The organism is Clostridium luticellarii (assembly GCF_002995845.1).
GTDB classification, from domain to species: Bacteria; Bacillota; Clostridia; order Clostridiales; family Clostridiaceae; genus Clostridium_B; species Clostridium_B luticellarii.
In genome coordinates, this window is sequence record NZ_PVXP01000005.1 from 1 (window position 1) to 21138 (window position 21138).

Sequence of the window (21138 nt, forward strand, 5' to 3'; positions counted from 1 at the left end):
ATATTAATTCCTGAATTATCCCTCTTTATCATTCCGAATTCTTGACTTGCAGAAAGTACAGGAAGTTCCGGATGATTTTTATCAACTACCGTAAAAAAAATATCACCAGCCTTACGCTGTTCCCAAGGATCAGTAAATCCCGGGAAACGAAGTTCTGGAAAACTTTCACCATTTTTCGGGAACATTTTTTGCAACAAACTTTTCTTCTTATCCTTCAAGTGATTTAACTTACGCTGATGAAGGGTGATGAGGTGGTCAATATTATTGAAAAATCGTCCGATTTTCTCTTGTTCAGCCTTATCTTTTGGTATTGTTAATTCTGTTTCAAAGAAATCTGAAGCGGCAATATTTAATAGGCCATGATTTCTTGCTCCCTCAGCTGCGTGTTTTGAAACCTCATGATACCAGTATGTCGTATCATAGTATTTTGTCAAGAAATCACTATTCACATCAGTTAGCTTGAAAACGATGTAAAGCGTTGATAATACGCCCATATCATAACGATCAAGACGTTTAACTGCACCCCAAGGATAACCATTTGAATATGATTTGTTATAAGCAAATTCACCATTTTTCACTAGATAATATCCACTTACATCACGACTCGCAACAGTCTTATTAAAGAACATGTTTTGGTCTACTAATCCATCTTGTGCAGAAATTGTTAGTGGTAATGTTGACTCTAAATCTTTGTTCTTTCGAGTAACACGTTCAGCAACTTCACCCAGCTTACGCTGTTCCCAAGGGTCGGTAAATCCTGGAAATCTTATTTTAGGTACATTAGCTTTATTTTTATCCATTTTATCTCCTATCTTAACTGTCAATTGATAATTAGCAGTTCAATAATTAATTTTAAAGTTTTATTAGATATGAATTAGCTTTCAGCATGCTCATCAGCCAATTCATAAATGGCTTTACGCAAACCATTACGGTACTTGATTTTAGACAAAGATTGTATCTTTTCGTCATGTGCCAACATCTTATAGTCAACGCTTGCTTTGGCAATTATATCCCGGATTTGACCAGCATCATCTAAATCCTGCATATCATAACGATGATGACTAAATAATTCACGCATCTGGGCACTTGTAATAATATCTGTAATTCCCCACTTCACTCGAAAATCCAGGAACATTCTATCAAGGCTGACATTGTTGGCTGCTTGAATAATTTGTTCACTATCTCTCAATTTTACTGGATATTTAAGATTATAACCTTCCGGTGGAAAATGCCCTTTGATAATAGCGATTGCTGCATTCATGACCTTTACAGCATAATTTCTGTCTTCCAAACCAGTGGCAAACTGATCAATTTTCTCTTTCGTAGCTTGCGCTTCCTGACTTTTGCCCTCATGCACCTGGTTTAATAATTGTTCCACCAATTCAGTTAAATAATCATAATCTATTTTCACATCCTTCACATGGGTCATTTTCAACTCAATTTGATAAAAAGGAATTTTCTTTTTCTTCGACATAAACTGTTTAAGCTCATTGGTTAAAGTTGTGGTAAGCATGGTTTCTTGAGCACCTGTCATGCCTAATTTTTCAACTAATTCATCAGGATTGTCGTAGTTGAAACCTACTGTATTTCCATCAACTTCTTCAGGTGTATATTGTTTTAATTTAGCCACACCGGCATTATAATCACGCAGCAAATCAAACATATCTTCTTTTTGCTTCTCAGAAGGTGGTAATTGCTGAAACTCATCAGTTAAGCCATCTAATTTCTGAACAGCCTCTTTGACTTCATTAAATATATCTTCAAAGGGTTTAGCGATAATACCATCTCTTTGATTGGATTTACGCTGCTCATTTTCTGATAAAATTGCTGAATCTTTATTGGCATAAATTGCGAGAGCTTCATTCATCAGCTTCTCATTTTGAGCAGGCCAGCGATAGTTCACAATACGCCCCCAGGGTTTTTCCTGCATGTCAGCAATACGATTTGTCCTTGAATAGGCTTGAATAAGTCCTGCTCCTTTGAGTGTTCTATCTACATAAAGTGTATTAAGTTCCGGTGCATCAAATCCAGTCAAAAGCTGATCTACCACAATCACAATATCCAGGAAGTTCTTGTCCGTAGCAGTTTTATTCAAACGACTAGTAACATCCTGTGTATATCCAGCTGCATCATCCATGCCAAAGCTTGTACCAAATTCTTTGTTATAGGCCTTTATAGCATCATATAAACCTTGATTGGCAGCAAGCATGCTGTCATTATTGGATGAGTTCTGGCTGAATGTAACTGCTACTTTTAATGTCTGACCACCATTTTTCCTATTCTCATCATTTACTCGCTGAAATTCACTAAAATACATCATTGCCATTGGAGTACTGGCTTTCCCGCCACCAACATGAGTGGTAAAGAGGGCATTATATTTACCTTCATTTGAACGATTTCTCCAGTTCTTGAAAATATCTTCAACTACTAACTTGATATGATCCGGATTTTCATCATAAAAGCTTGGTTCAACTGCGTCATCCATATCTTCCTGACTTAGATTATTGATCTTATCTTTAATTTTTTGTTCAGTCCACTTCGGATAGCGTTCCCGGTAGAAATTTGGCAGATATTTGGTTTTCATTTGCTCTTCATCAATGGTTGTTTCAAAATCCACTTTAAAACCTAAAACATTTCTGTCTGCAATTGCTTCACGAATAGTATAGGCATGTAGCAGTGGTCCAAAAATGTCTTCAGTTCGCAAACCGCTGGTAGTTTCATCAAACATGGGTGTTCCTGTATAACCAACCCAGGCGGATTTTCTAAAAGCCTTTTGTATCTTTGCAAAACTTTCGCCGCCAGTTGAACGGTGTGCCTCATCCACGATAAATACAATATTTTTATCAGGTGCTTTAAAAGATTTACGTTTCACTAAAGTATCAAGTTTTTGAACAGAAGTAACAATGATACTATTATCTTTGCTCTTTAATTTACGGCTTAAATCAGTAGTATTATTGGTATCTTGAACACTTCCAATCATATCTTCACCAGCATCCGGGTCATAGGCCCTGTAATTTTCATTTGTCTGTTTCGTTAAAGCAATTCTATCCACTACGAAGACAACTTTGTCAACTTTGGGCATGCGGCTTGCAAGCCATGCTGTTTTAAAACTGGTTATGGTTTTGCCGGAACCAGTGGTATGCCAAACATAACCTACTTTATTTGTACCCAGTTCAAAATCAACTTTCTTTAATTTTTCAATTACATTCTGAGTGGCGTATACCTGATATGGACGCATTACTTTTAACATTTGTTTGTTTTTTGTGCCATCCAAAATCATATAATTAGTAGCCATCTGATGTGCCATTGGAATACTTAGCATTGAATCCGCAAACTCTTTCCAATTACGAACAATGGTATTATCACTTTTACGCTGCCAGTTAAAAGCAAAGTCCTTATTGAACTTATCCGGCGTGGTATTAGCCATATACTTCACGTTATTTGGCGTAATTGCCACTAATATCTGCAAGGTGGAAAAAATATCACGATATTGGTTTTCTTTGGAATATTGATGTATTTGATTCAGCGCTTCATTGACATCATGCGTATCACGTTTTTCTTCAATTTGTATGATAGGCAAACCATTAATAAGAAGTGTAGTATCAAAACGACGATTTTGTTTCCCGGCGATAACTGCAGGGCGTTCAATTTGATTAACCACTTGATATACCGTATCCCCAGCACCGATTTGTTTTTGATCGAAAACCGTTAAAAACACGTGACGGCCGTCATCTAAATCAATTTCAATCTGCGATACACCATTAAGTCCATATAAAAATTGTCCGGCTTCATATGGTGTTTGAATATCAGATATAATCTTTTTAACTTGATTAAATTCAACAGTACTTAGTGGATGATCAAGTGTATTTTGATTGTGCCTCTCAAGAATTTCTTTGAAGTTATCCCAAAGCTGGTCTGTAGTTTTAATTTTTGGTTCATACTTCCACAGCTTTGTTTTCACACAGTAATCAGCAGATTTTTCACTAACCTTAAAGCCACCAATTACTTCCAAATGTTCAGGTTTAGTTATGGTTCCACTGGTAATATATTGTATTAATTCAGTTTCAAATTGCTCTTCATTCATTTTTCACCTGCCTCCTCTAATTTGGATAATATGATTTTTGTTTCAAGTTCTGCTGCTCTATTCTTAACAGCTTGCAGCCTTAACTGATTAAAATAGACTTGTCCTATAATTTTTTGCTTATCTATGGAAGGTATATTCGGTATTTTAAGCTCTTTAAGCTGCTTCAGGGTATATTTTAAAACTTGTGAACCCTGCAGTCCCAACACAAACTGTTTCTTGATTGTTTTGTTTTCATTAATAAGATAAACCAAAAACTTCGGATCAATGTTATTGCCAGGTAATAACTTAACGTAGTTTTGCGTATAAAGATATCCCTCGTGCTCTTTTCTTACCATGGCTGCAGTTCCCGTGATTAAACTAAACACCACATCACCATGGCACAAGGTATTTACTTTGTCATTGGTTCTAACTTGTTTATTGTCCGCACCGTTTGAAATAATACCCACCAGATCATCCGTTAAATCTGTTTGACTATAATAGGCAAAAAGCGGTGCTTTCTCATCAAACACTTCAGTAATTCTAAACTGGGGGGATCCACTTACTAATTCAACCAATTCACTCAACTTTTTCATAAAATATTGTGCCTTTCTAAAATTAACTTTATTTACTATGATGTAATTATATCACATGTGAAATTTTATTGCAACTATTAAAAATGTAATTTTAAAAAATTACATTTTTAATATCACACATTAATTTCAATAAAATAATTAAGTCTAACCAACATATTAATTTTAACAAAAAATGCTGAAAGTCACTGATTTCAGTGACTTTCGATTGTATAAAAATTTTAGTTCTTATTTGGTGAAAGCTATAGGTATATATTCGCTGTTTCTTACTCCTGTATCCCCAAACATATACGCTTTTACTATTTGCTAATTCAGACTATAACAATTCCTATAGCTGTCTTTCCTTTTAAGCTTGACTACAACCATTCCGCATGCCATTAGACAAGCTGTAGATATAATTATGCAAAAATACTGGCTTTTGCATAGAGATGTCCACCTTTCATAACTCTAATCTTAACTCTTTCTTTTGCTATATCGCAATTATCAACTCCAATATAATTCATAATTACATAATAAATAGATCTATATATGTACGTTTTTCCGGCACCATTTACTCCTGCGAATATAGTATAAATAGCCATTACTTTTTACCTATCACCTTTTTTGCTCTATATTGGAGAGCAATAACTTCTTCAACCATTTTGGTATTGGAAATGTAGAAAAAAATAACAGCAGTGCGTATTACACTACCGTTCTTAATCAAATGCACCTCTATTATGTTTCCTATTCCCACGAATACAAATCTTATTCATATTCTCTCATTCTTTTATATCTGTTTACAATTGCAGCAATGACCCGGGCAGCACGTTTTAATTCATCTTTTTTGTGAGTTGACATCAAGGCTACACGAAGCCTTGCGCACCCTTTCTTAACAGTTGGATAACGAATTGCCGAAATATAATAACCTTGTTCAAATAATTCCCTGGATATCTCCATGGCACTTTTTTCATCACCTATAATAATAGGAATAATAGCAGTCTCAGAATCTACTTCAATTCCTGCTTCTCTTAAACAGTTGCAAAAATATTGAATATTTTCCTGTAATGCCTGTACTCTCTGTGGCTCATCCATGATTAATTCAATGGATTTTATTGAAGCCGCCATAACAGCTGGAGATAACGACGTGGAAAATATAAAACTGCGGGACTCATTTTTTAGATATTCAATCAATTCTTGTTTCCCACAAACAAATCCTCCCTCGCTGCCAATGGAGCAGTGCAATTGCACTACCGTTTTTAATCAAATGCACATTTATTATGTTTCCTATTCCCCCGAGTACAAATCTATATGTATTCTCTCATTTTTTATATCTGTTTACAATTGCGGCAATGAGCCGGGCAGCACGTTTTAATTCATCCTTGTTGTGAGTTGACATCAAAGCTACACGAAGCCTTGCGCACCCTTTCTTAACAGTTGGATAACGAATTGCCGAAATATAATAACCTTGTTCAAATAATTCCCTGGATATCTCCATGGCACTTTTTTCATCACCTATAATAATAGGAATAATAGCAGTCTCAGAATCTGCTTCAATTCCTGCTTCTCTTAAACATCTGCAAAAATATTGAATATTTCCCTGTAATGCCTGTACTCTCTGTGGCTCATCCATGATTAATTCAATAGATTTTATTGAAGCCGCCATAACAGCTGGAGATAACGACGTGGAAAATATAAAACTGCGGGACTTATTTTTTAGATATTCAATCAATTCTTGTTTCCCACAAACAAATCCTCCCTCGCTGCCAATGGCCTTGCTTAAAGTACCCATTATAATGTCAGGATTTCGCGTCATATGAAAATATTCCATTGTTCCACGGCCATTTTCTCCAATTACTCCTGTGGAATGTGCTTCATCAATCATAGAAAATAACCCATACTTGTTCGCAATTTCTACCAATTGCGGCAAATTCACAATATCTCCATCCATGCTAAATACGGCATCACTTACCACTAAACCTTTACTGCATGGATTTTGTTTAATTTTATTCTCTAAGTCATTCATATCATTGTGGCGATACACTACAATTTTTGCCTTACTTAAACGACATCCATCAATTATACTGGCATGATTCAACTCATCACTAAAAATAACATCATCTTTTGAACACAGCGCAGAAATTATCCCTATATTCGCCATATACCCAGTATTATAAACTAAAGCTGCCTCTGTTCCTTTAAATGCCGCCAGAAGCTTCTCCAATTGATTGTGTAAGTTCATCGTTCCAGTAGTTAATCTGGAGCCGCCAGAACCAACGCCATATTTTTCCATAGCTTTTAGTGCATAAGCTTTCACCTGTGAATCATTAGACATATCCAGGTAGTTGTTAGAGGCCATCATAATCATTTCTTTTCCCTGGAAAGTGACATGTGCACTTTGTGCTGACTTAATCTCATTCATAGTTCGGTACAAATTATTATATTTTAAATTATCCAATGCCTTATCTATAAAATTCCATTTATTTTTTGTACTTTCTTCCGTTTTATACGTCTTATTTAATATGGAAGATACATTTTTAACCAATACCTTCCGTTTTTCTATATAATCAATGCAATCTTGAACTTTGGAACGATCTCCCCTATAAAGAAAAATCCGTCCCCCCTCCTCACTTCCCATTTCCTTCAATTTGGTAATGCGCATATATCCATTTTCCTTTGATGCCACATAACCTGTTACATAATCAGGATCATCGGAAATGCAGATTTCACCAATAATATTAGGCGCATGTGCTACTTTAGTAGCTAATACAATTGCTTCATTGTAGTGATCCTTTGTATCCTTTTTTTTCATAACAGAATTAACTTCATCCATATAGGTAGCTCGAATTCCTCTGTCTTTATCAGGTTCCAATCTTTCTAATGTATCTACGTTTAATAACATAGCACCCCGCATATTATAAGTATCCTTTAATTTTTCTAAAACAGCAGAAGCATTAGTAATGCCTATTTTTTCTAACATAGCTAATAACTTTTGAATGCCCTCCTGGTAACTACTTACATTTACCGTAGTAACAGGCAATGCATCAAGAAATAAAATATCTTCTCGATTTACTTTTTCGATTTTCATATTTATAAAATCTGCTTTGCCTTTTGAGTGATATAATGCCCTAGTCAATAAAGCTTTAGAATATATATAAAGACTGTCTTCCCCTGTTATTTTTTCTGCACCTGAAATATGTTTCTCTATTCCATCTTGACTTTTACTTGCCCTCATTTTTAAACTATATAAATCCATTCAATTCACCTTATCCACATTGGTATTTAGATTTAAATATTTGACACTGCAATAGTAAAGACCATATATAAAAACATCACAATTATTACCATTAATATTACCAATAATTTTAATTATTCTGTGATTTGTATTTTTTATATAATATTTCTATTCTTTTTTAAGAATATAATTAGTATAAATATATTTTGCTTATTTGTCAACCTTATAGTGTGCGTATGGTTGACAATGTGAATTGTTTTTATCCCATAAATCTTAATTTTACTTATTTAGTTTAATCACGGTTTTAACATGAAATGGTTGAGGCAGCATACATACCTGAATCAAATTGTGATAGAACTCAATTTAAATTTTCTAATAAATTAGAGCGATGTAATTACTATATACAATTTTACAAAAACGCTCTTATAATTTTTCATCAAGACATATTTCTGCGTATTTATATACCCCCAGGGGTCGTTAACCTGCTTATCATCCCAGTCTGTGGGAACATAAAACACACGACAAAAAAGGGCATAATGCCCCAAGCCTTTGATATCAGGCTATTCCCGTACTATCTTCACAACGCACTCCACATGGCACGAGAGGATTTATATGATGTCAAACCAGTTTAGGTAACATTTTACAATAGCCTTGACTGCTTTTCGCTCTCACTTATTCCATATAATTCTATTTTTACCCAAACTGACTAAGACATATCATTGACAGCCTAAAGGTTACGAGGATGGGTATGATGTCATATCCAAATGTCTTTTAACAAATAAATGTTAACCGAGGCAATAACTATTTATTTTGTTTTAAAGAATTTCAAATTCATTCTTATTAAATTTTAACAATCCTTCATCTCGCATATTAGATAACTCACGTGACAGTGCACTTCTATCTACACAAAGATAAAATGCAAGTCCTTCTCGGTTATAAGGTATTAAAAATTTTTTTGAATGATTCATTTGAACTTGTGTATTGAAAAATGCTAATAACTTTTCTCTTGTAGTACGTTTTGATAATATCTCCATTTTTTGATTCAGCATTATATTTTTTCTTGCTATCATCGAAAGCATATTTTCTATCAGATTCCAATGAAAAATACAGGCATTATTACAAGTTTTGATGATTCGTTTGCAATCAATAAACATTATTTCACAATTCTCAGTGGCTTGCACTGTTATAGGACATTCATAAATATCAGCATATGCAAATGCTTCTGCAAAAATATCATTGATACCTAAATGGGAAAGAATATTGATATTACCTTCTATATCTTCTTTTATTATTTGAATACCGCCTGACAAAACTATTCCAACATAGTGAACATGAGCACCTTGTTGTATTATCATATCCTTTTTTTTATAATTATTAACTTTTGCAGATAGGCAATTTAAAATACTTTCCAAATCATTCAAATTGAAATTATTGAACAATTCATTATTTTGTAGTTGCTTAAGATATTTCTTCATAGCTCACCTCTTATGTTGCAAATGCAACCGACATCTTATGTTCATTATACTATACTAATACTATAAAAAACAAGGAGGACTTCAAAATGATTAGAAAAATAATAAAAATAGATGAAGATAAATGTAATGGTTGCGGATTATGTGTTACAGCCTGCCACGAAGGAGCCATTGGTATGGTAAACGGAAAAGCAAAGCTTCTTCGTGATGATTATTGTGACGGACTTGGTGACTGTTTACCGACTTGCCCAACCAATGCTATCAGTTTTGAAGAAAGAGAAGCAGCAGAATATGATGAGGCGGCGGTAAAGATGAATATGGAAAATAAGCAGCCTGAAAATTTGGCTTGTGGTTGTCCTAGTACTCAATCAAAAACGTTCAAGCGTAATGTTATTAGTGAAACCAAGGCAGAAACATCTGCAACAATACAAACCCAATTGAACCAGTGGCCAGTACAAATTAAACTTGCTCCACCAAACGCACCTTACTTTAATAATGCTCACCTACTAATTGCAGCCGACTGTACAGCATATGCATATGGCAATTTTCACAATGAATTTATGAAAAACAAAATAACCCTTATAGGCTGTCCAAAGCTGGATGAAGGTGATTACAGCGAAAAGTTCACTGCCATACTAAAAATGAATAATATAAAATCTTTGACAGTAGTAAGAATGGAAGTTCCATGCTGTGGTGGTATTGAAAATGCTGTTAAGACAGCCCTTCAAAACAGTGGAAAACTCATTCCTTGGCAAGTCATAACAATTTCAACTGATGGCAAAATTCTTGAAGCATAATTCATAAACTATATATCTTTACACCCGCAAAGTCTAGGACACTAAATCTTGCGGGTGTTCTTATTTTTTCTATATCAAAAAGTATTCTTAATTCTTAGTTTAGACTATGACAAATACATTTGTTTCAAAAAGTTTATCCCTGCATCCGTTTTATAATAATTGTCTCTTATTTTACAAATTGCTTCCTGCGAAATTTCATCTTCATATATATTGATTAAAAAATCTGCTTCAACAAGAATTTGAAAATCTATGCCATCAATAGCTGTATATGTATGATGATGTCCTACAATAAAACACACTCTTGAAATTATAGTGTCTTCAAAATCAAGCTTTTCAAGTAATTCCTTTGCTAAAGCAGGTCCTTCAATTTGTTGATACTTTCCTGAACTCGAATTATATTTCTGCTCACTTAATTTAATTCCAATATCATGAACAATTGCTGCAATTTCTAAAACTTCTTGGTTTAAGCAATCTACCTTCTCCATCTCTCCAATTGTTTTTGCGAAGCTATATACTTTCATAAAATGATTAATTCTTTTCACATCACTTGCATAATATTTAATCATTTCATTTATTAAAACAGATTTTTTATCCATGCTGTATCCCTCCGTTTATAAAACAACTCCTGACAAAGGCTATCAATTGTCAGGAGTTATATATTGTTTATTTATTAATTTTATGACATGAATAACTTAATATCATCCTCAACTGTACCAATACCTGCAATACCGAATTTCTCAACCAAAACCTTTGCCACATTAGGAGACAAGAAGCCAGGTAGTGTTGGTCCTAGATGTATGTTTTTCACACCTAGATACAGTAATGCCAAAAGAACAATAACTGCTTTCTGTTCATACCAAGCTATATTAAAGGCAATTGGTAACTTATTGATATCGTCCAGACCGAAAACTTCCTTAAGTTTTAGTGCAATAACTGCTAGTGAATAAGAGTCATTACACTGACCTGCATCAAGTACTCTTGGAATTCCGCCAATGTCACCTAAATTCAACTTGTTATAACGATATTTAGCACAACCCGCAGTAAGTATTATAGTATCCTTTGGAAGCTTTTCAGCAAATTCTGTATAATACTCTCTTGACTTCATTCTTCCATCGCACCCTGCCATAACAAAGAACTTCTTAATTGCACCAGATTTAACAGCCTCAACAACTTTGTCCGCAAGTGCAATCACCTGATTGTGAGCAAAGCCGCCTACAATGCTTCCCGTCTCAATTTCTTCTGGCGAAGGCAGTGTCTTAGCAAGTGCTATGATTTGTGAAAAGTCTTTTTTTCTATTTTCATCGGCTTCAATATGTGTGCAGCCAGGATAACCGGTAGCTCCAGTAGTAAAAATTCTGCCCCTTACTTCTTCGCTTCTAGGCGGAACAATACAGTTCGTTGTAAAAAGAATAGGGCCACGGAAGGATACGAATTCGTCAAGCTGTTTCCACCATGCGTTTCCGTAATTTCCTGCAAAGTTGTCATATTTCTTGAAAGCAGGGTAATAATGTGCAGGAAGCATCTCACTATGAGTATATACGTCAACGCCTGTGCCCTTAGTTTGCTCAAGAAGCTGCTCAAGATCAGTTAAATCATGACCCGAAATAAGAATGGCAGGATTTTTTCTTACCCCGATATTTACCTCGGTAATCTCTGGATTTCCAAATCTCGTTGTATGTGCCTCATCCAACAAAGCCATTACCTTAACACCGTATTCTCCGGTCTTGAGTGTTAATGCAACAAGGTCATCAGCTGTAAGAGAATCGTCTAGTGTTGCCGCCAATGCTTCGTAAATAAAAGCATTAATGTCTAAATCCTCTTTGCCAATATTCTTTGCGTGTTCGCCATAAGCCGCCATACCCTTAAGTCCATAAATAATCATTTCACGCAAGGAACGAATGTCTTCATTCTCTGTTGAAAGCACACCCACGGATGTTGCTTTTTCAATCATAGTTTCTCTTGAATCCACCGTGAATATTGATGCATCGTGGAAATCATTTAGGTTAACAGAATTTTTTAGTTCATCTCTTAGCTTAATCATTTTACTGATTTGTGCCTCAATATGACCGTCATCAAAATTTGCGTTGGTAATAGTCATAAACAAGCTACTCAAAACTTCATAATTAGTCTTGTCCAAATTATGTACATCAACCTTTCCTTTTACAACCATATCTGAAATGCCTTTAAGTGTGTATATCAGAAGGTCCTGAAGCTTTGCAACCTCTTCATTCTTTCCGCAAACACCTTTCACTGTACAACCTGTGTTTTTTGCTGTTTCTTGACATTGATAACAAAACATACTCATTTTAAATCCTCCTTTTATTATTAAAATTTTTAGAAATTAGAATTACAAATTTATTCATATTTATTATACTGCTAAATTTTGCATAAGTATGTTGCAAAAGCAACATAACTGAACTAATCTACAAATTTTTTAAAAATATGGGCTGTCGAATCAATTTAGCATATAATATAAACACAGAATCAAAAAAGCCTCAGAAAATCATTAGCCTATAAAATAAGACTAATGATTTTTTAAAGCTCCCTAGTCAACTAGTAATTTATTGTTATTATTTCCCTTTATACGACAACTTCAAACCATAATATTAATTAATATTATTGACCTAAAATTGCTTTTAAATCTTCTTCAGGTGTTGAAATAGGTTTTAAACCAAATTTGTCAACTAATACTTGTAATATATTTGGTGTAATAAATGCAGGTAGTGTTGGTCCAAGACGAATATCTTTAATCCCTAAAGATAATAACGTAAGAAGTATACCCACTGCTTTTTGTTCATACCAAGAAAGAACTAATGAAAGTGGTAACTCATTTACTCCACAGTTAAACGCTTCTGCGAGTGTAAGAGCAACCTTAATAGCTGAATATGAATCACTACATTGACCACAATCAAGCACTCTTGGGAAACCTGCTACTGTTCCTAAATCAAGTTTATTAAAACGGTATTTACCACAGGCTAAAGTTAAAATAATAGTATCCTTTGGAGTTTTTTCTGCAAATTCTGTATAGTAATTTCTACCTGGTTTTGCTCCGTCACACCCTCCTATCAAAAAGAAGTGTTTAATTTTGCCGCCTTTAACCGCCTCTACGATTTCATTAGCATGACTTAAAATAGCATTATGGGCAAAGCCAATGGTAATTCTCTTTTCAGGCTCATCTTCTTGCCATCCACCTAATTCTAATGCTTTTTGAATAATAGAAGTAAAATTTTTTTTACCATTAACTTCTTCAATATGTGGACATTCAGGCATCCCAACTATACTTGTTGTAAATAATCTATCTTTATAGCTGTCTCTTGGTTTTTGTACACAGTTAGTAGTCATTAGTATACATCCAGGAATTCCGTCAAACTCCTCTTGCTGTTTCTGCCATGCACCTCCAAAGTTACCAATTAAATTCTTATGCTTTTTCAATTCTGGATATGCATTTGCAGGAAGCATTTCACAGTGAGTATAAATATTAATGCCTTTACCTTCTGTTTGTTCTAAAAGTTCCTTTAAATCCTTGTAATCATGTCCTGAAACTATAATAAATGGACCTTTTTTCTTTGTAATTAATACTTCTGTTGGCTCAGGATCACCAAAAGGACTAGTAACAGCAGAATCTAATACTTCCATACATTTAAAGTTGGTTTTACCAAGTTCCATGTTTAAATTAAATAAATCTTCAACCGTTAAACTCTCATCAATCGTACCCGCTAAGCCTTTGTAAAAGAAATTATTGACTTCATCCTCAAATTTGCCGAGTATATAAGCATGATGCGCATATGCAGCCATTCCTTTAAATGCGTATATTAACAATTCTCTTAAAGAACGTATATCCATATCTAATTTTTCATCAGACATAATCCCTATATTCTTAGCATCTGCCACCATTTCTTCCATAGTGTTTGGTGCTCTGTAATTTGCCGCTTTAGGTACATTTTCAATTTCACCAACTGCATTTTTAAGTTCTTCTTTTATTTCTTCGGCTTTTTTAATATACTCTACAAATCTAGTCGGATCAAAATTAACATTAGTAAGAGTAGAAAACATAGTATCTACCACAAACTTATTGATTTCACTCCTAATTTTTAACCCTTTCTCCAAATTTTTTTGACCATAAAAACCAATACCTTTCAATTCATGGATAAGTACATCTTGTAAATTAGCAACCGTAGGATTTTTACCACATACACCTGATTTTACACAGCCTTTAGCACCTAATGTTTGCTCACACTGATAACAGAACATTGAATTTTCCATAATAAACCTCCTAGTATTTTGGGATAGTTATATTATTTCCAGAATGAATAAAATATATTATAAAATATCAAAACTCCGCAAAAATGCTGCGGAGTTCAGTTTTTATTAGGATAATAATCCTTTTTTACATAAAATTTTCTGAATTGCTTTTAAAGCCTGTATATCTCTAATACACCTAAATATTATTTACTCTCATTATAAATATAACCCCATCAATGAATTTTATGATGAGGCAATACATATTAACTATTACATTGTTATTCAATTGTTATTACAGATACAGGGCAACCGTCTCTTGCTTCTAATGCTGAATTCTCTGCATCTGATGGTATAGGATCAACATAAACTTCAGCCGGACCATCATCACCCATACGAAATACTTCTGGACACATAGACACACAAAGCCCACAGGAAATACAACCTTCTCTATCAATTTCTGCTTTCATCTCATTCACCCTTTCATATTTTTACATTTTGGGAGCTGGTGCTTTTACAACAATAAGCTCCAATGTTTCATGATGCATATTTTTCACATTCATCTTCGTTTGAAACGGTATTTTTAATAAAGTACCTGCCTCATACTCATGGATATCCTGATCATTAAGTCCTATTGAAAGCTTTCCTCTAATAACTGTCATATAAACGTTTGAATTAGAAAAATGTTCAGGAAGCCCTTCATCTTTATTGAAAATCATGTGAAGATAATGTACATTTTCGTCAAATACAACTTTCTCAACAGCTTTTTCATTGCCTCTAGCCAGTTCAAATATTTGTTCAATCAATATTTAACACCTCCAACCCAATTATTATTTCAATATATTTAGAATTTAATACTACAAATCAATATATATTTATTATACTGTTAACCTTTGCAAAAATATGTTGCAAATGCAACAAATATTATTATTTTTTGCTATAATCAATATTCGCTTTATAAGTTTGTGCTTAAAGATTAAGATGATTTTATATGTTATATATGCTTTAATATTGTTATTTTTCGGTTATCAATGCTGATAATGCCGTCAAGCTGCATTTTTTTAATTTCTCTAAAAAGCGAAGGACGCTGTACTCCGAGATAATCGGCAAATTCTTTTTTACTAAAAGGCAAATACACTGTTTGCGAATGTTGAGCGATTGATTGTTGTAATAAATACTCATAAATATTCTGGCGAAGTGTTTTTCGTGAAAACATAGCAATTTTGTGATTAAGTCCAAGAGAATTTTGCGATAATGATCTTACATATGACATTACAAAATCATAATTGTGAAGTAATATTTCTACAGCTGTTTTTTCTATATGAATAAGACTACATTCAGATGAACAATATATGTTAAGAGGGTAGATATTATTAGTGGCAAATAACAGATTTGCACCAATAATACTATCCTTTTTAAATTCAAACATTATTGTTGAAGAACCACTCTCGGTAAGAGAATAAGCTGTAAGACTGCCCGTAACGACAATATCGAGTGAGTTACATAAACAGCCTTGATTATATAAGGTTTCCCCTTTTGCATACTTTTTAATTTTGATTTGACCTTGAGAAACGAGTAATTCAATATCAGTAACAGGTTTCAAAATCGGAACACATTTTATAATGTCAATATCTTTCATACTATGCCCCCTTTTTTATATTATATCAAAAAGAAACATTGGTGTCTATTATCTCATATAAAAATCACTTATAATCGGATTATCAAATAACAAGGGGGATTTAAAATGGATATATTCACTATAGCAATCTGGATAGGAACAATTATTTTTCTTATTTTTTCTTTGACAAAAAACAGAGAAAAAACAAAAAACGCACTTAGAATGGCTTTTGGCATGGGCAAAAGTATGATTCTCAGTATATTGTCAATTATTTTACTAATAGGTCTTGTTTTGGCACTACTTCCACCTGAACAAATTGCAGGATATGTTGAGAATCAAAATGTTTTAATTGCTACCATCGTATCTGCACTGTTTGGGACAATTACTCTTATTCCTGCTTTTATTGCATTTCCTCTTGTTGGAACACTTATTGGTGCAGGTGTTGGGGTTGTCCCTTCTATTGCTTTTTTAACAACATTAACTATGGTTGGAGTTGTTACATTTCCACTTGAAAAAAAAGAATTCGGAATGAAATTTACAATTGTCAGAAATGGACTTAGCTTTGTATTTGCTATAGTTATAGCACTTGTTATGGGGGTGATAATATGATAAAGATTACAAAAATACTTAAAGAAAATTTATTTACAGCAATAATTATTATTGCATACGTATTAATATTTATTCTTAAACCTGAAACTGGTATGACTGCGGTAGGCAACAGTGGGTACTATTTAAAAGAAATGCTTATGATTATGCCGGTTATTTTCGTTTTAACAGCCTTGCTTGATGTATGGGTGCCAAAAGAAACAATAATGAAATATCTTGGTAGGCAATCAAAATTTAAAGGCACTATTCTATCATTCCTTCTTGGAGGAATATCTGCCGGACCTATTTATGCTGCTTTTCCAGTCTGTATTATGTTGCATAAAAAAGGAGCATCAATAAAAAATATTGTCATAATACTCAGTTCTTGGGCGGTTATAAAAATCCCTATGCTTCTAAATGAAATAAAATTTCTAGGAATTGAATTTATGGTTGTTCGTTGGATTCTCACTGTTATTGCCATTGTTATTTTCTCATGGATAACTTCGAAAATTGTTAAAGATGAAGATATACCAAGCGAGTCCACACCTGAACAAGAAGGGGTAATAATAAATCGAAATGCTTGCATGGGTTGTTCTCTATGTGTAAAGAACTATCCAGAACTTTTTGAAATAAGTAATAAAAAAGCACAAGTTAAAAAATACGATTTCATTCTTGATGATATAAAACTTAATAAAGCAATTGATAATTGTCCTGTTAAAGCTATTAGCTTTTATAAAAGATAAACTGATAAAAATCTGCTAATCCAATCTAAAGTAAGAATTAAAGCTACGATTTCATATCGCAGCTTTAATTCTTATAAAAATATATTTTAATATATAATCCAAAATAGTAATTCAATCATCCGTTTATTTACTATTGTATTTAAATGCTCAGCACGAGTGTATTCGATAGAGTTGCTATAAATTCATCAGTTATGCTTAATATTATCCCTAAAATTTTAATATAGGGTGATTTGTTTATTTGGCTCACCCTATATCTCCACATCAATCTCCATCCCAGATTTAAAGGCAACAGTGACTTTTTCATCATAAACAGTAATTTTTTCTATCAGCTTGCGGACTATCTGTTCATCATACTCCTGTATAGTGCTTTTCTGCTCTTTAAGGAATTTTGTCATTTCAGCCATCCGCAGTTTCTGACTTGCGAACCCTGCATTCTTAGCCAGTGCAGCCTCCTTTTCTTTTCTAAGTCGGTAAATCTCATTTACAAGAATGGAGTAATCTTGGTTGTTATTAGCAAGCTTGAGTAGTTCCTTTTGCAACTGTTCCAATTTTCGTTCAATACGTTCTACCTCACTGCCATCGACCTGGTTCATGACTACTGCAATATTTCGATTTAATATGTCCATGAATTGTGTCTTGGATTCGAAAACGGAATTGACCGCCTGTACTAATGCATTCTTTAAATCTTCCTCCCATATGGTTCGTGCAATGCAATCCACAGCTGTTTTGTCGAGCCTGCTTGCACATCGCCACACGATGGATTTGCATCCGTGGTTATTCCAATGAATTCTTCGAAAGATATCCCCGCAGTGTCCGCAGGTAACAATGGTTGATAAAGCGTATTTACTACTATAAATGCGTTTTTTACCACTATCACCACTTTTGATATTACTCCTACGTTCCATCTCTTCCTGAACCTGCATATATAAATCCCGTGGTATGATGGCATCATGATTGTTTTCCACATAATACTGGGGAACTATACCATCGTTCTTTACTCTCTTTTTGGTAAGGAAGTCTACCGTGTAAGTCTTCTGTAAAAGAGCATCACCAATATATTTTTCATTCTTAAGTATCTTTTTAATGGTTTCCGGTCTCCATTTTTCTTTCCCTGCAGAGGTTAAAATATTATCTGCCATCAATCCTCTTGCTATCTCTATCAGACTTGCTCCTTCCAGGTACTCACAGTAAATTCTTTTTACAACTTCCGCACCATTTGGCTCAATAACCAAATGCCCTTCTTCATCTTTTGTATAGCCGAGAAAACGATTATGATTAATCTGGACAATCCCTTGCTGATAGCGGTACTGCAATCCCAGTTTCACGTTCTGACTTAATGACTGGCTTTCCTGTTGGGCAAGCGATGCCATAATGGTAAGCAACACCTCGCCCTTGGCATCCATTGTATTGATGGATTCCTTTTCAAAATATACGGGTATGTTCTTATCCTTTAGCTGACGGATATATTTTAAGCAGTCCAATGTGTTACGGGCAAATCGGCTGATGGACTTGGTCACTATCATATCGATATTTCCAGCCATGCACTCATCAATCATGCGGTTAAATTCTTCACGCTTCTTTGTATTGGTTCCGCTGATTCCGTCATCTGCAAATATCCCAGCAAATTCCCACTCGGGATTCTTTTTTATAAAATCTGTGTAATGATCTACCTGTGCCTCGTAACTGGTAGCCTGCTCATCGCTGTCAGTAGAAACACGACAGTAGGCGGCTACTCTTAATTTTGGTATCTGTATTTCAGATGCAGTATTTCCAATCCTTGCTTTGGCTGGAATCACTGTTATGTTTCTTGCTGCCATTTTAACTCATCTCTCTTTCTATCAGACTATAAGCAAATTCAGCCTGCTTGTATGGGTCTTGGAATTTAACCTCCAACGGTCTCATCCAAAACTTCAGTGGGGCAGGAAGGACTCCCAAATCAGGTGGTTCGTTTAGCGTTTCATCATGAACCCTCCCCAGTGCAACCGCTCTCCTGTGACGCTCCTCTTGCACCGTATCAAATAAATTTTTATTAATAATGGCAGGATAATACTTTGTTCCAAGATATTTTTTATTACTAAGCATTCGTGATATCCCCGAATGAAATTTATTAATACCTGCCTTGGCAGCTGCGTTTTGCAGACCGTCACCAGACAGATAATTTTCATATAACTGCCTAACTTGCTTGGCACTGACTTCATCAATCACAGCCTTGCCATCTTCTATTACATAACCATAGGGTGTATGTGCAACCATTTAGTTCACCATCCTTTCTCTCAGCGTAATACCGCATTTCATACAGAATCCAATTTCATCTCTGGAATATACAACAATGTTCTCTATAAACCGTTGAAAGATGGCATCTTCGAATTCTATAATTTCTGGATTTCTGGAAAGATAATGAATAAGTGCATCCAACTCCGACAGTTGCTGATGATTACCTGTAGCCGACCTTTCAAGCCGCTTTTTCTCCTGCTTAAGCATTTCTGCCTCTGTCATAATATCTGATAATTCCTTGGTAAAAAGAGCTGCATCCAGAAATCCCTTACCAACAAGTTCTGCTATAACACGTTTACGGTCTGCGTTTTTTTCTATGCGTTCATTTAAATCAGCAAGTGCTGTAATACGGCTTTCGCCACGCATTGCTTTCAGTCCATTTTGTAAAGGTTTTAACACCGATTTATAGCCAAATTTCAGCTTATTCATCATTAGTACAAAGGCTTTATTTATTCCATCCTCACTGATGTATTTCATGGCACATTCTTCTTTATGCTCAATGTGCGTCTGGCAAGTCCATGCAATGTAAGAACCCCTTGCTGTATAATGTGTCCTTCTCTTAAAATGTCCTCCGCAGTTTCCGCAGATGATTTTTCCAGACAGCACATATCTATTCAGATATTTTGAACTGCCCTTATCAATGTTTTTCTCACTTCCATGCTGTCTGATGACCGCCTGCACCGCATCAAAATCTTTATGACAAATGATGGCCTCATGATGGTTTGGTACAAAATACTGCTCATGTTGACCACGATTGGTATGACGGTTAAACTGACTGTCTGTGTATGTCTTTTGGAAAAGAACATCTCCTGTGTATTTTTCATTGGAAAGAATATCTCTTACAGAAGTTCCTGTCCATTTCCCACCTTTTTTTGTAGGAGCCTTGCTTTCATTCAATTCTCTGGCTATCGTATAGCTGCCTTTTCCGGCAAGGGCACATTTGAAAATGCCTCGCACTATTTCCGTCTCGTCTGGAATAATTTCCATTTTTCCATCAGTATTGGCATAACCATATGGAGGGTATGAAATCTTGTAGGTGCCATTTTTAAATCGTATTTTTGCACCCCACTTATTATTTTCAGAGATTGAGGAAGATTCATCCTGTGCCATACTGCTTAAAATGGAAAGGATCAGTTCACTCTCCATTGACTGAGTATTGATGTTTTCCTTTTCAAAATACAGAAAAATCCCAAGGTCTATCAGCTTTCGAACCATTTCCAAGCAATCAAGTGTATTCCTTGCGAATCGGCTGATGGATTTGGTAATAATAAAATCAATCTGCTTTAACTCACAAGCTGTAATCATTGCCTGCAGACCTTTTCGCTTTTCCTTTTTAGTTCCAGTGATGCCTTCGTCATAATACAGTCCAGCGAATTCCCATCCATGATTTGCTTTTATATATTTTTCGTAATGTTCTTTCTGCGCTGCCAAACTTTCCATCTGCTCTTCACTAGCAGTGGATACACGGCAATATGCAGCTACTCGCAGCTTCTTCGAAACCAGACTTACTACAGAAGAGGCATCAATTTTTGTAACTTTTCTCAAG

The 21138-nt window shown here is 34.6% G+C and carries 19 protein-coding genes and 1 pseudogene; 3 read left to right on the plus strand and 17 right to left on the minus strand.

The genetic code is table 11. From position 1 onward, the window contains the following. The 8 genes and pseudogenes from CLLU_RS03120 to CLLU_RS03155 all read right to left on the minus strand — a co-directional run. The coding region (locus CLLU_RS03120) for a restriction endonuclease subunit S (RefSeq protein ID WP_170065723.1) at positions 1 to 800 on the minus strand (800 nt) is incomplete at its 3' end. A 74-nt stretch (positions 801 to 874) separates the two neighbouring features. Beyond that, entirely contained in the window at positions 875 to 4084 is a 3210-nt protein-coding gene (locus CLLU_RS03125) for a type I restriction endonuclease subunit R (RefSeq protein ID WP_106008125.1), read from the minus strand. Then, positions 4081 to 4656 carry a restriction endonuclease subunit S gene (locus tag CLLU_RS03130; RefSeq protein WP_106008126.1) on the minus strand — a complete coding sequence of 192 codons (576 nt, stop codon included), beginning with the start codon at positions 4654 to 4656 and terminating at the stop codon, positions 4081 to 4083. The genes CLLU_RS03125 and CLLU_RS03130 overlap by 4 nt, the downstream gene beginning before the upstream one ends. A gap of 395 nt (positions 4657 to 5051) precedes the next feature. Then, entirely contained in the window at positions 5052 to 5234 is a 183-nt protein-coding gene (locus CLLU_RS03135) for a hypothetical protein (RefSeq protein WP_106008127.1), read from the minus strand. Positions 5235 to 5299: 65 nt separating this feature from the next. After that, a pseudogene (locus CLLU_RS19015) lies at positions 5300 to 5395 on the minus strand (phage holin family protein); the annotation flags it as partial. Positions 5396 to 5397: 2 nt separating this feature from the next. After that, a complete protein-coding gene (locus tag CLLU_RS03145; RefSeq protein ID WP_106008128.1) occupies positions 5398 to 5880 on the minus strand; it encodes an aminotransferase class I/II-fold pyridoxal phosphate-dependent enzyme in 483 nt (160 codons plus the stop codon). Between the two features lie 70 nt (positions 5881 to 5950). Continuing rightward, positions 5951 to 7885: an 8-amino-7-oxononanoate synthase gene (bioF, locus tag CLLU_RS03150; RefSeq protein ID WP_106008129.1), complete on the minus strand. Its 1935-nt coding sequence runs from the start codon at positions 7883 to 7885 to the stop codon at positions 5951 to 5953. 794 nt (positions 7886 to 8679) lie between these two features. Next, on the minus strand, positions 8680 to 9339 hold the full coding sequence (locus tag CLLU_RS03155) for a Crp/Fnr family transcriptional regulator (RefSeq protein ID WP_106008130.1): 660 nt from the start codon (positions 9337 to 9339) through the stop codon (positions 8680 to 8682). 86 nt (positions 9340 to 9425) lie between these two features. Between CLLU_RS03155 and CLLU_RS03160 the strand changes: the two genes are divergently transcribed. Continuing rightward, on the plus strand, positions 9426 to 10133 hold the full coding sequence (locus tag CLLU_RS03160) for an ATP-binding protein (RefSeq protein WP_106008131.1): 708 nt from the start codon (positions 9426 to 9428) through the stop codon (positions 10131 to 10133). A 104-nt stretch (positions 10134 to 10237) separates the two neighbouring features. On the opposite strand, the gene CLLU_RS03165 is transcribed toward CLLU_RS03160, so the two are convergent. The 6 genes from CLLU_RS03165 to CLLU_RS03190 all read right to left on the minus strand — a co-directional run bounded on the left by CLLU_RS03165 (position 10238) and on the right by CLLU_RS03190 (position 16011). Next, the gene (locus CLLU_RS03165) at positions 10238 to 10729 is read right to left on the minus strand and encodes an HD domain-containing protein (RefSeq protein ID WP_106008132.1); all 492 of its coding nucleotides are present in this window, start codon (positions 10727 to 10729) and stop codon (positions 10238 to 10240) included. A gap of 80 nt (positions 10730 to 10809) precedes the next feature. Beyond that, positions 10810 to 12438 carry a hydroxylamine reductase gene (hcp, locus tag CLLU_RS03170; protein WP_106008133.1) on the minus strand — a complete coding sequence of 543 codons (1629 nt, stop codon included), beginning with the start codon at positions 12436 to 12438 and terminating at the stop codon, positions 10810 to 10812. A gap of 311 nt (positions 12439 to 12749) precedes the next feature. After that, positions 12750 to 14396 carry a hydroxylamine reductase gene (hcp, locus tag CLLU_RS03175; RefSeq protein WP_106008134.1) on the minus strand — a complete coding sequence of 549 codons (1647 nt, stop codon included), beginning with the start codon at positions 14394 to 14396 and terminating at the stop codon, positions 12750 to 12752. A 257-nt stretch (positions 14397 to 14653) separates the two neighbouring features. Next, complete coding sequence (locus tag CLLU_RS03180; RefSeq protein WP_106008135.1) at positions 14654 to 14842, minus strand: ferredoxin; 189 nt, start codon at positions 14840 to 14842, stop codon at positions 14654 to 14656. Positions 14843 to 14863: 21 nt separating this feature from the next. Further along, complete coding sequence (locus tag CLLU_RS03185) at positions 14864 to 15178, minus strand: cupin domain-containing protein (RefSeq protein WP_106008136.1); 315 nt, start codon at positions 15176 to 15178, stop codon at positions 14864 to 14866. A gap of 188 nt (positions 15179 to 15366) precedes the next feature. Next, positions 15367 to 16011: a Crp/Fnr family transcriptional regulator gene (locus CLLU_RS03190; RefSeq protein ID WP_106008137.1), complete on the minus strand. Its 645-nt coding sequence runs from the start codon at positions 16009 to 16011 to the stop codon at positions 15367 to 15369. 105 nt (positions 16012 to 16116) lie between these two features. On the opposite strand from CLLU_RS03190, the gene CLLU_RS03195 reads away from it, so the two are divergent. Next, entirely contained in the window at positions 16117 to 16599 is a 483-nt protein-coding gene (locus tag CLLU_RS03195; RefSeq protein ID WP_106008138.1) for a permease, read from the plus strand. Further along, entirely contained in the window at positions 16596 to 17318 is a 723-nt protein-coding gene (locus tag CLLU_RS03200) for a permease (RefSeq protein WP_156212870.1), read from the plus strand. The genes CLLU_RS03195 and CLLU_RS03200 overlap by 4 nt, the downstream gene beginning before the upstream one ends. Before the next feature lie 248 nt (positions 17319 to 17566). Here the strand turns inward: CLLU_RS03200 and CLLU_RS03205 are convergent, their stop codons facing one another. From CLLU_RS03205 to CLLU_RS03215, 3 genes are read right to left on the minus strand one after another with little or no spacing between them, the layout of a single operon-like run. Further along, positions 17567 to 19135, minus strand: a complete 1569-nt coding sequence (locus CLLU_RS03205; RefSeq protein WP_106008139.1) for a recombinase family protein — start codon at positions 19133 to 19135, stop codon at positions 17567 to 17569. 1 nt (position 19136) lies between these two features. Continuing rightward, positions 19137 to 19571, minus strand: a complete 435-nt coding sequence (locus CLLU_RS03210; RefSeq protein ID WP_106008140.1) for a recombinase family protein — start codon at positions 19569 to 19571, stop codon at positions 19137 to 19139. Continuing rightward, a complete protein-coding gene (locus CLLU_RS03215; protein ID WP_106008141.1) occupies positions 19572 to 21137 on the minus strand; it encodes a recombinase family protein in 1566 nt (521 codons plus the stop codon). It abuts the gene before it with no gap. Position 21138 lies beyond the last annotated feature (1 nt).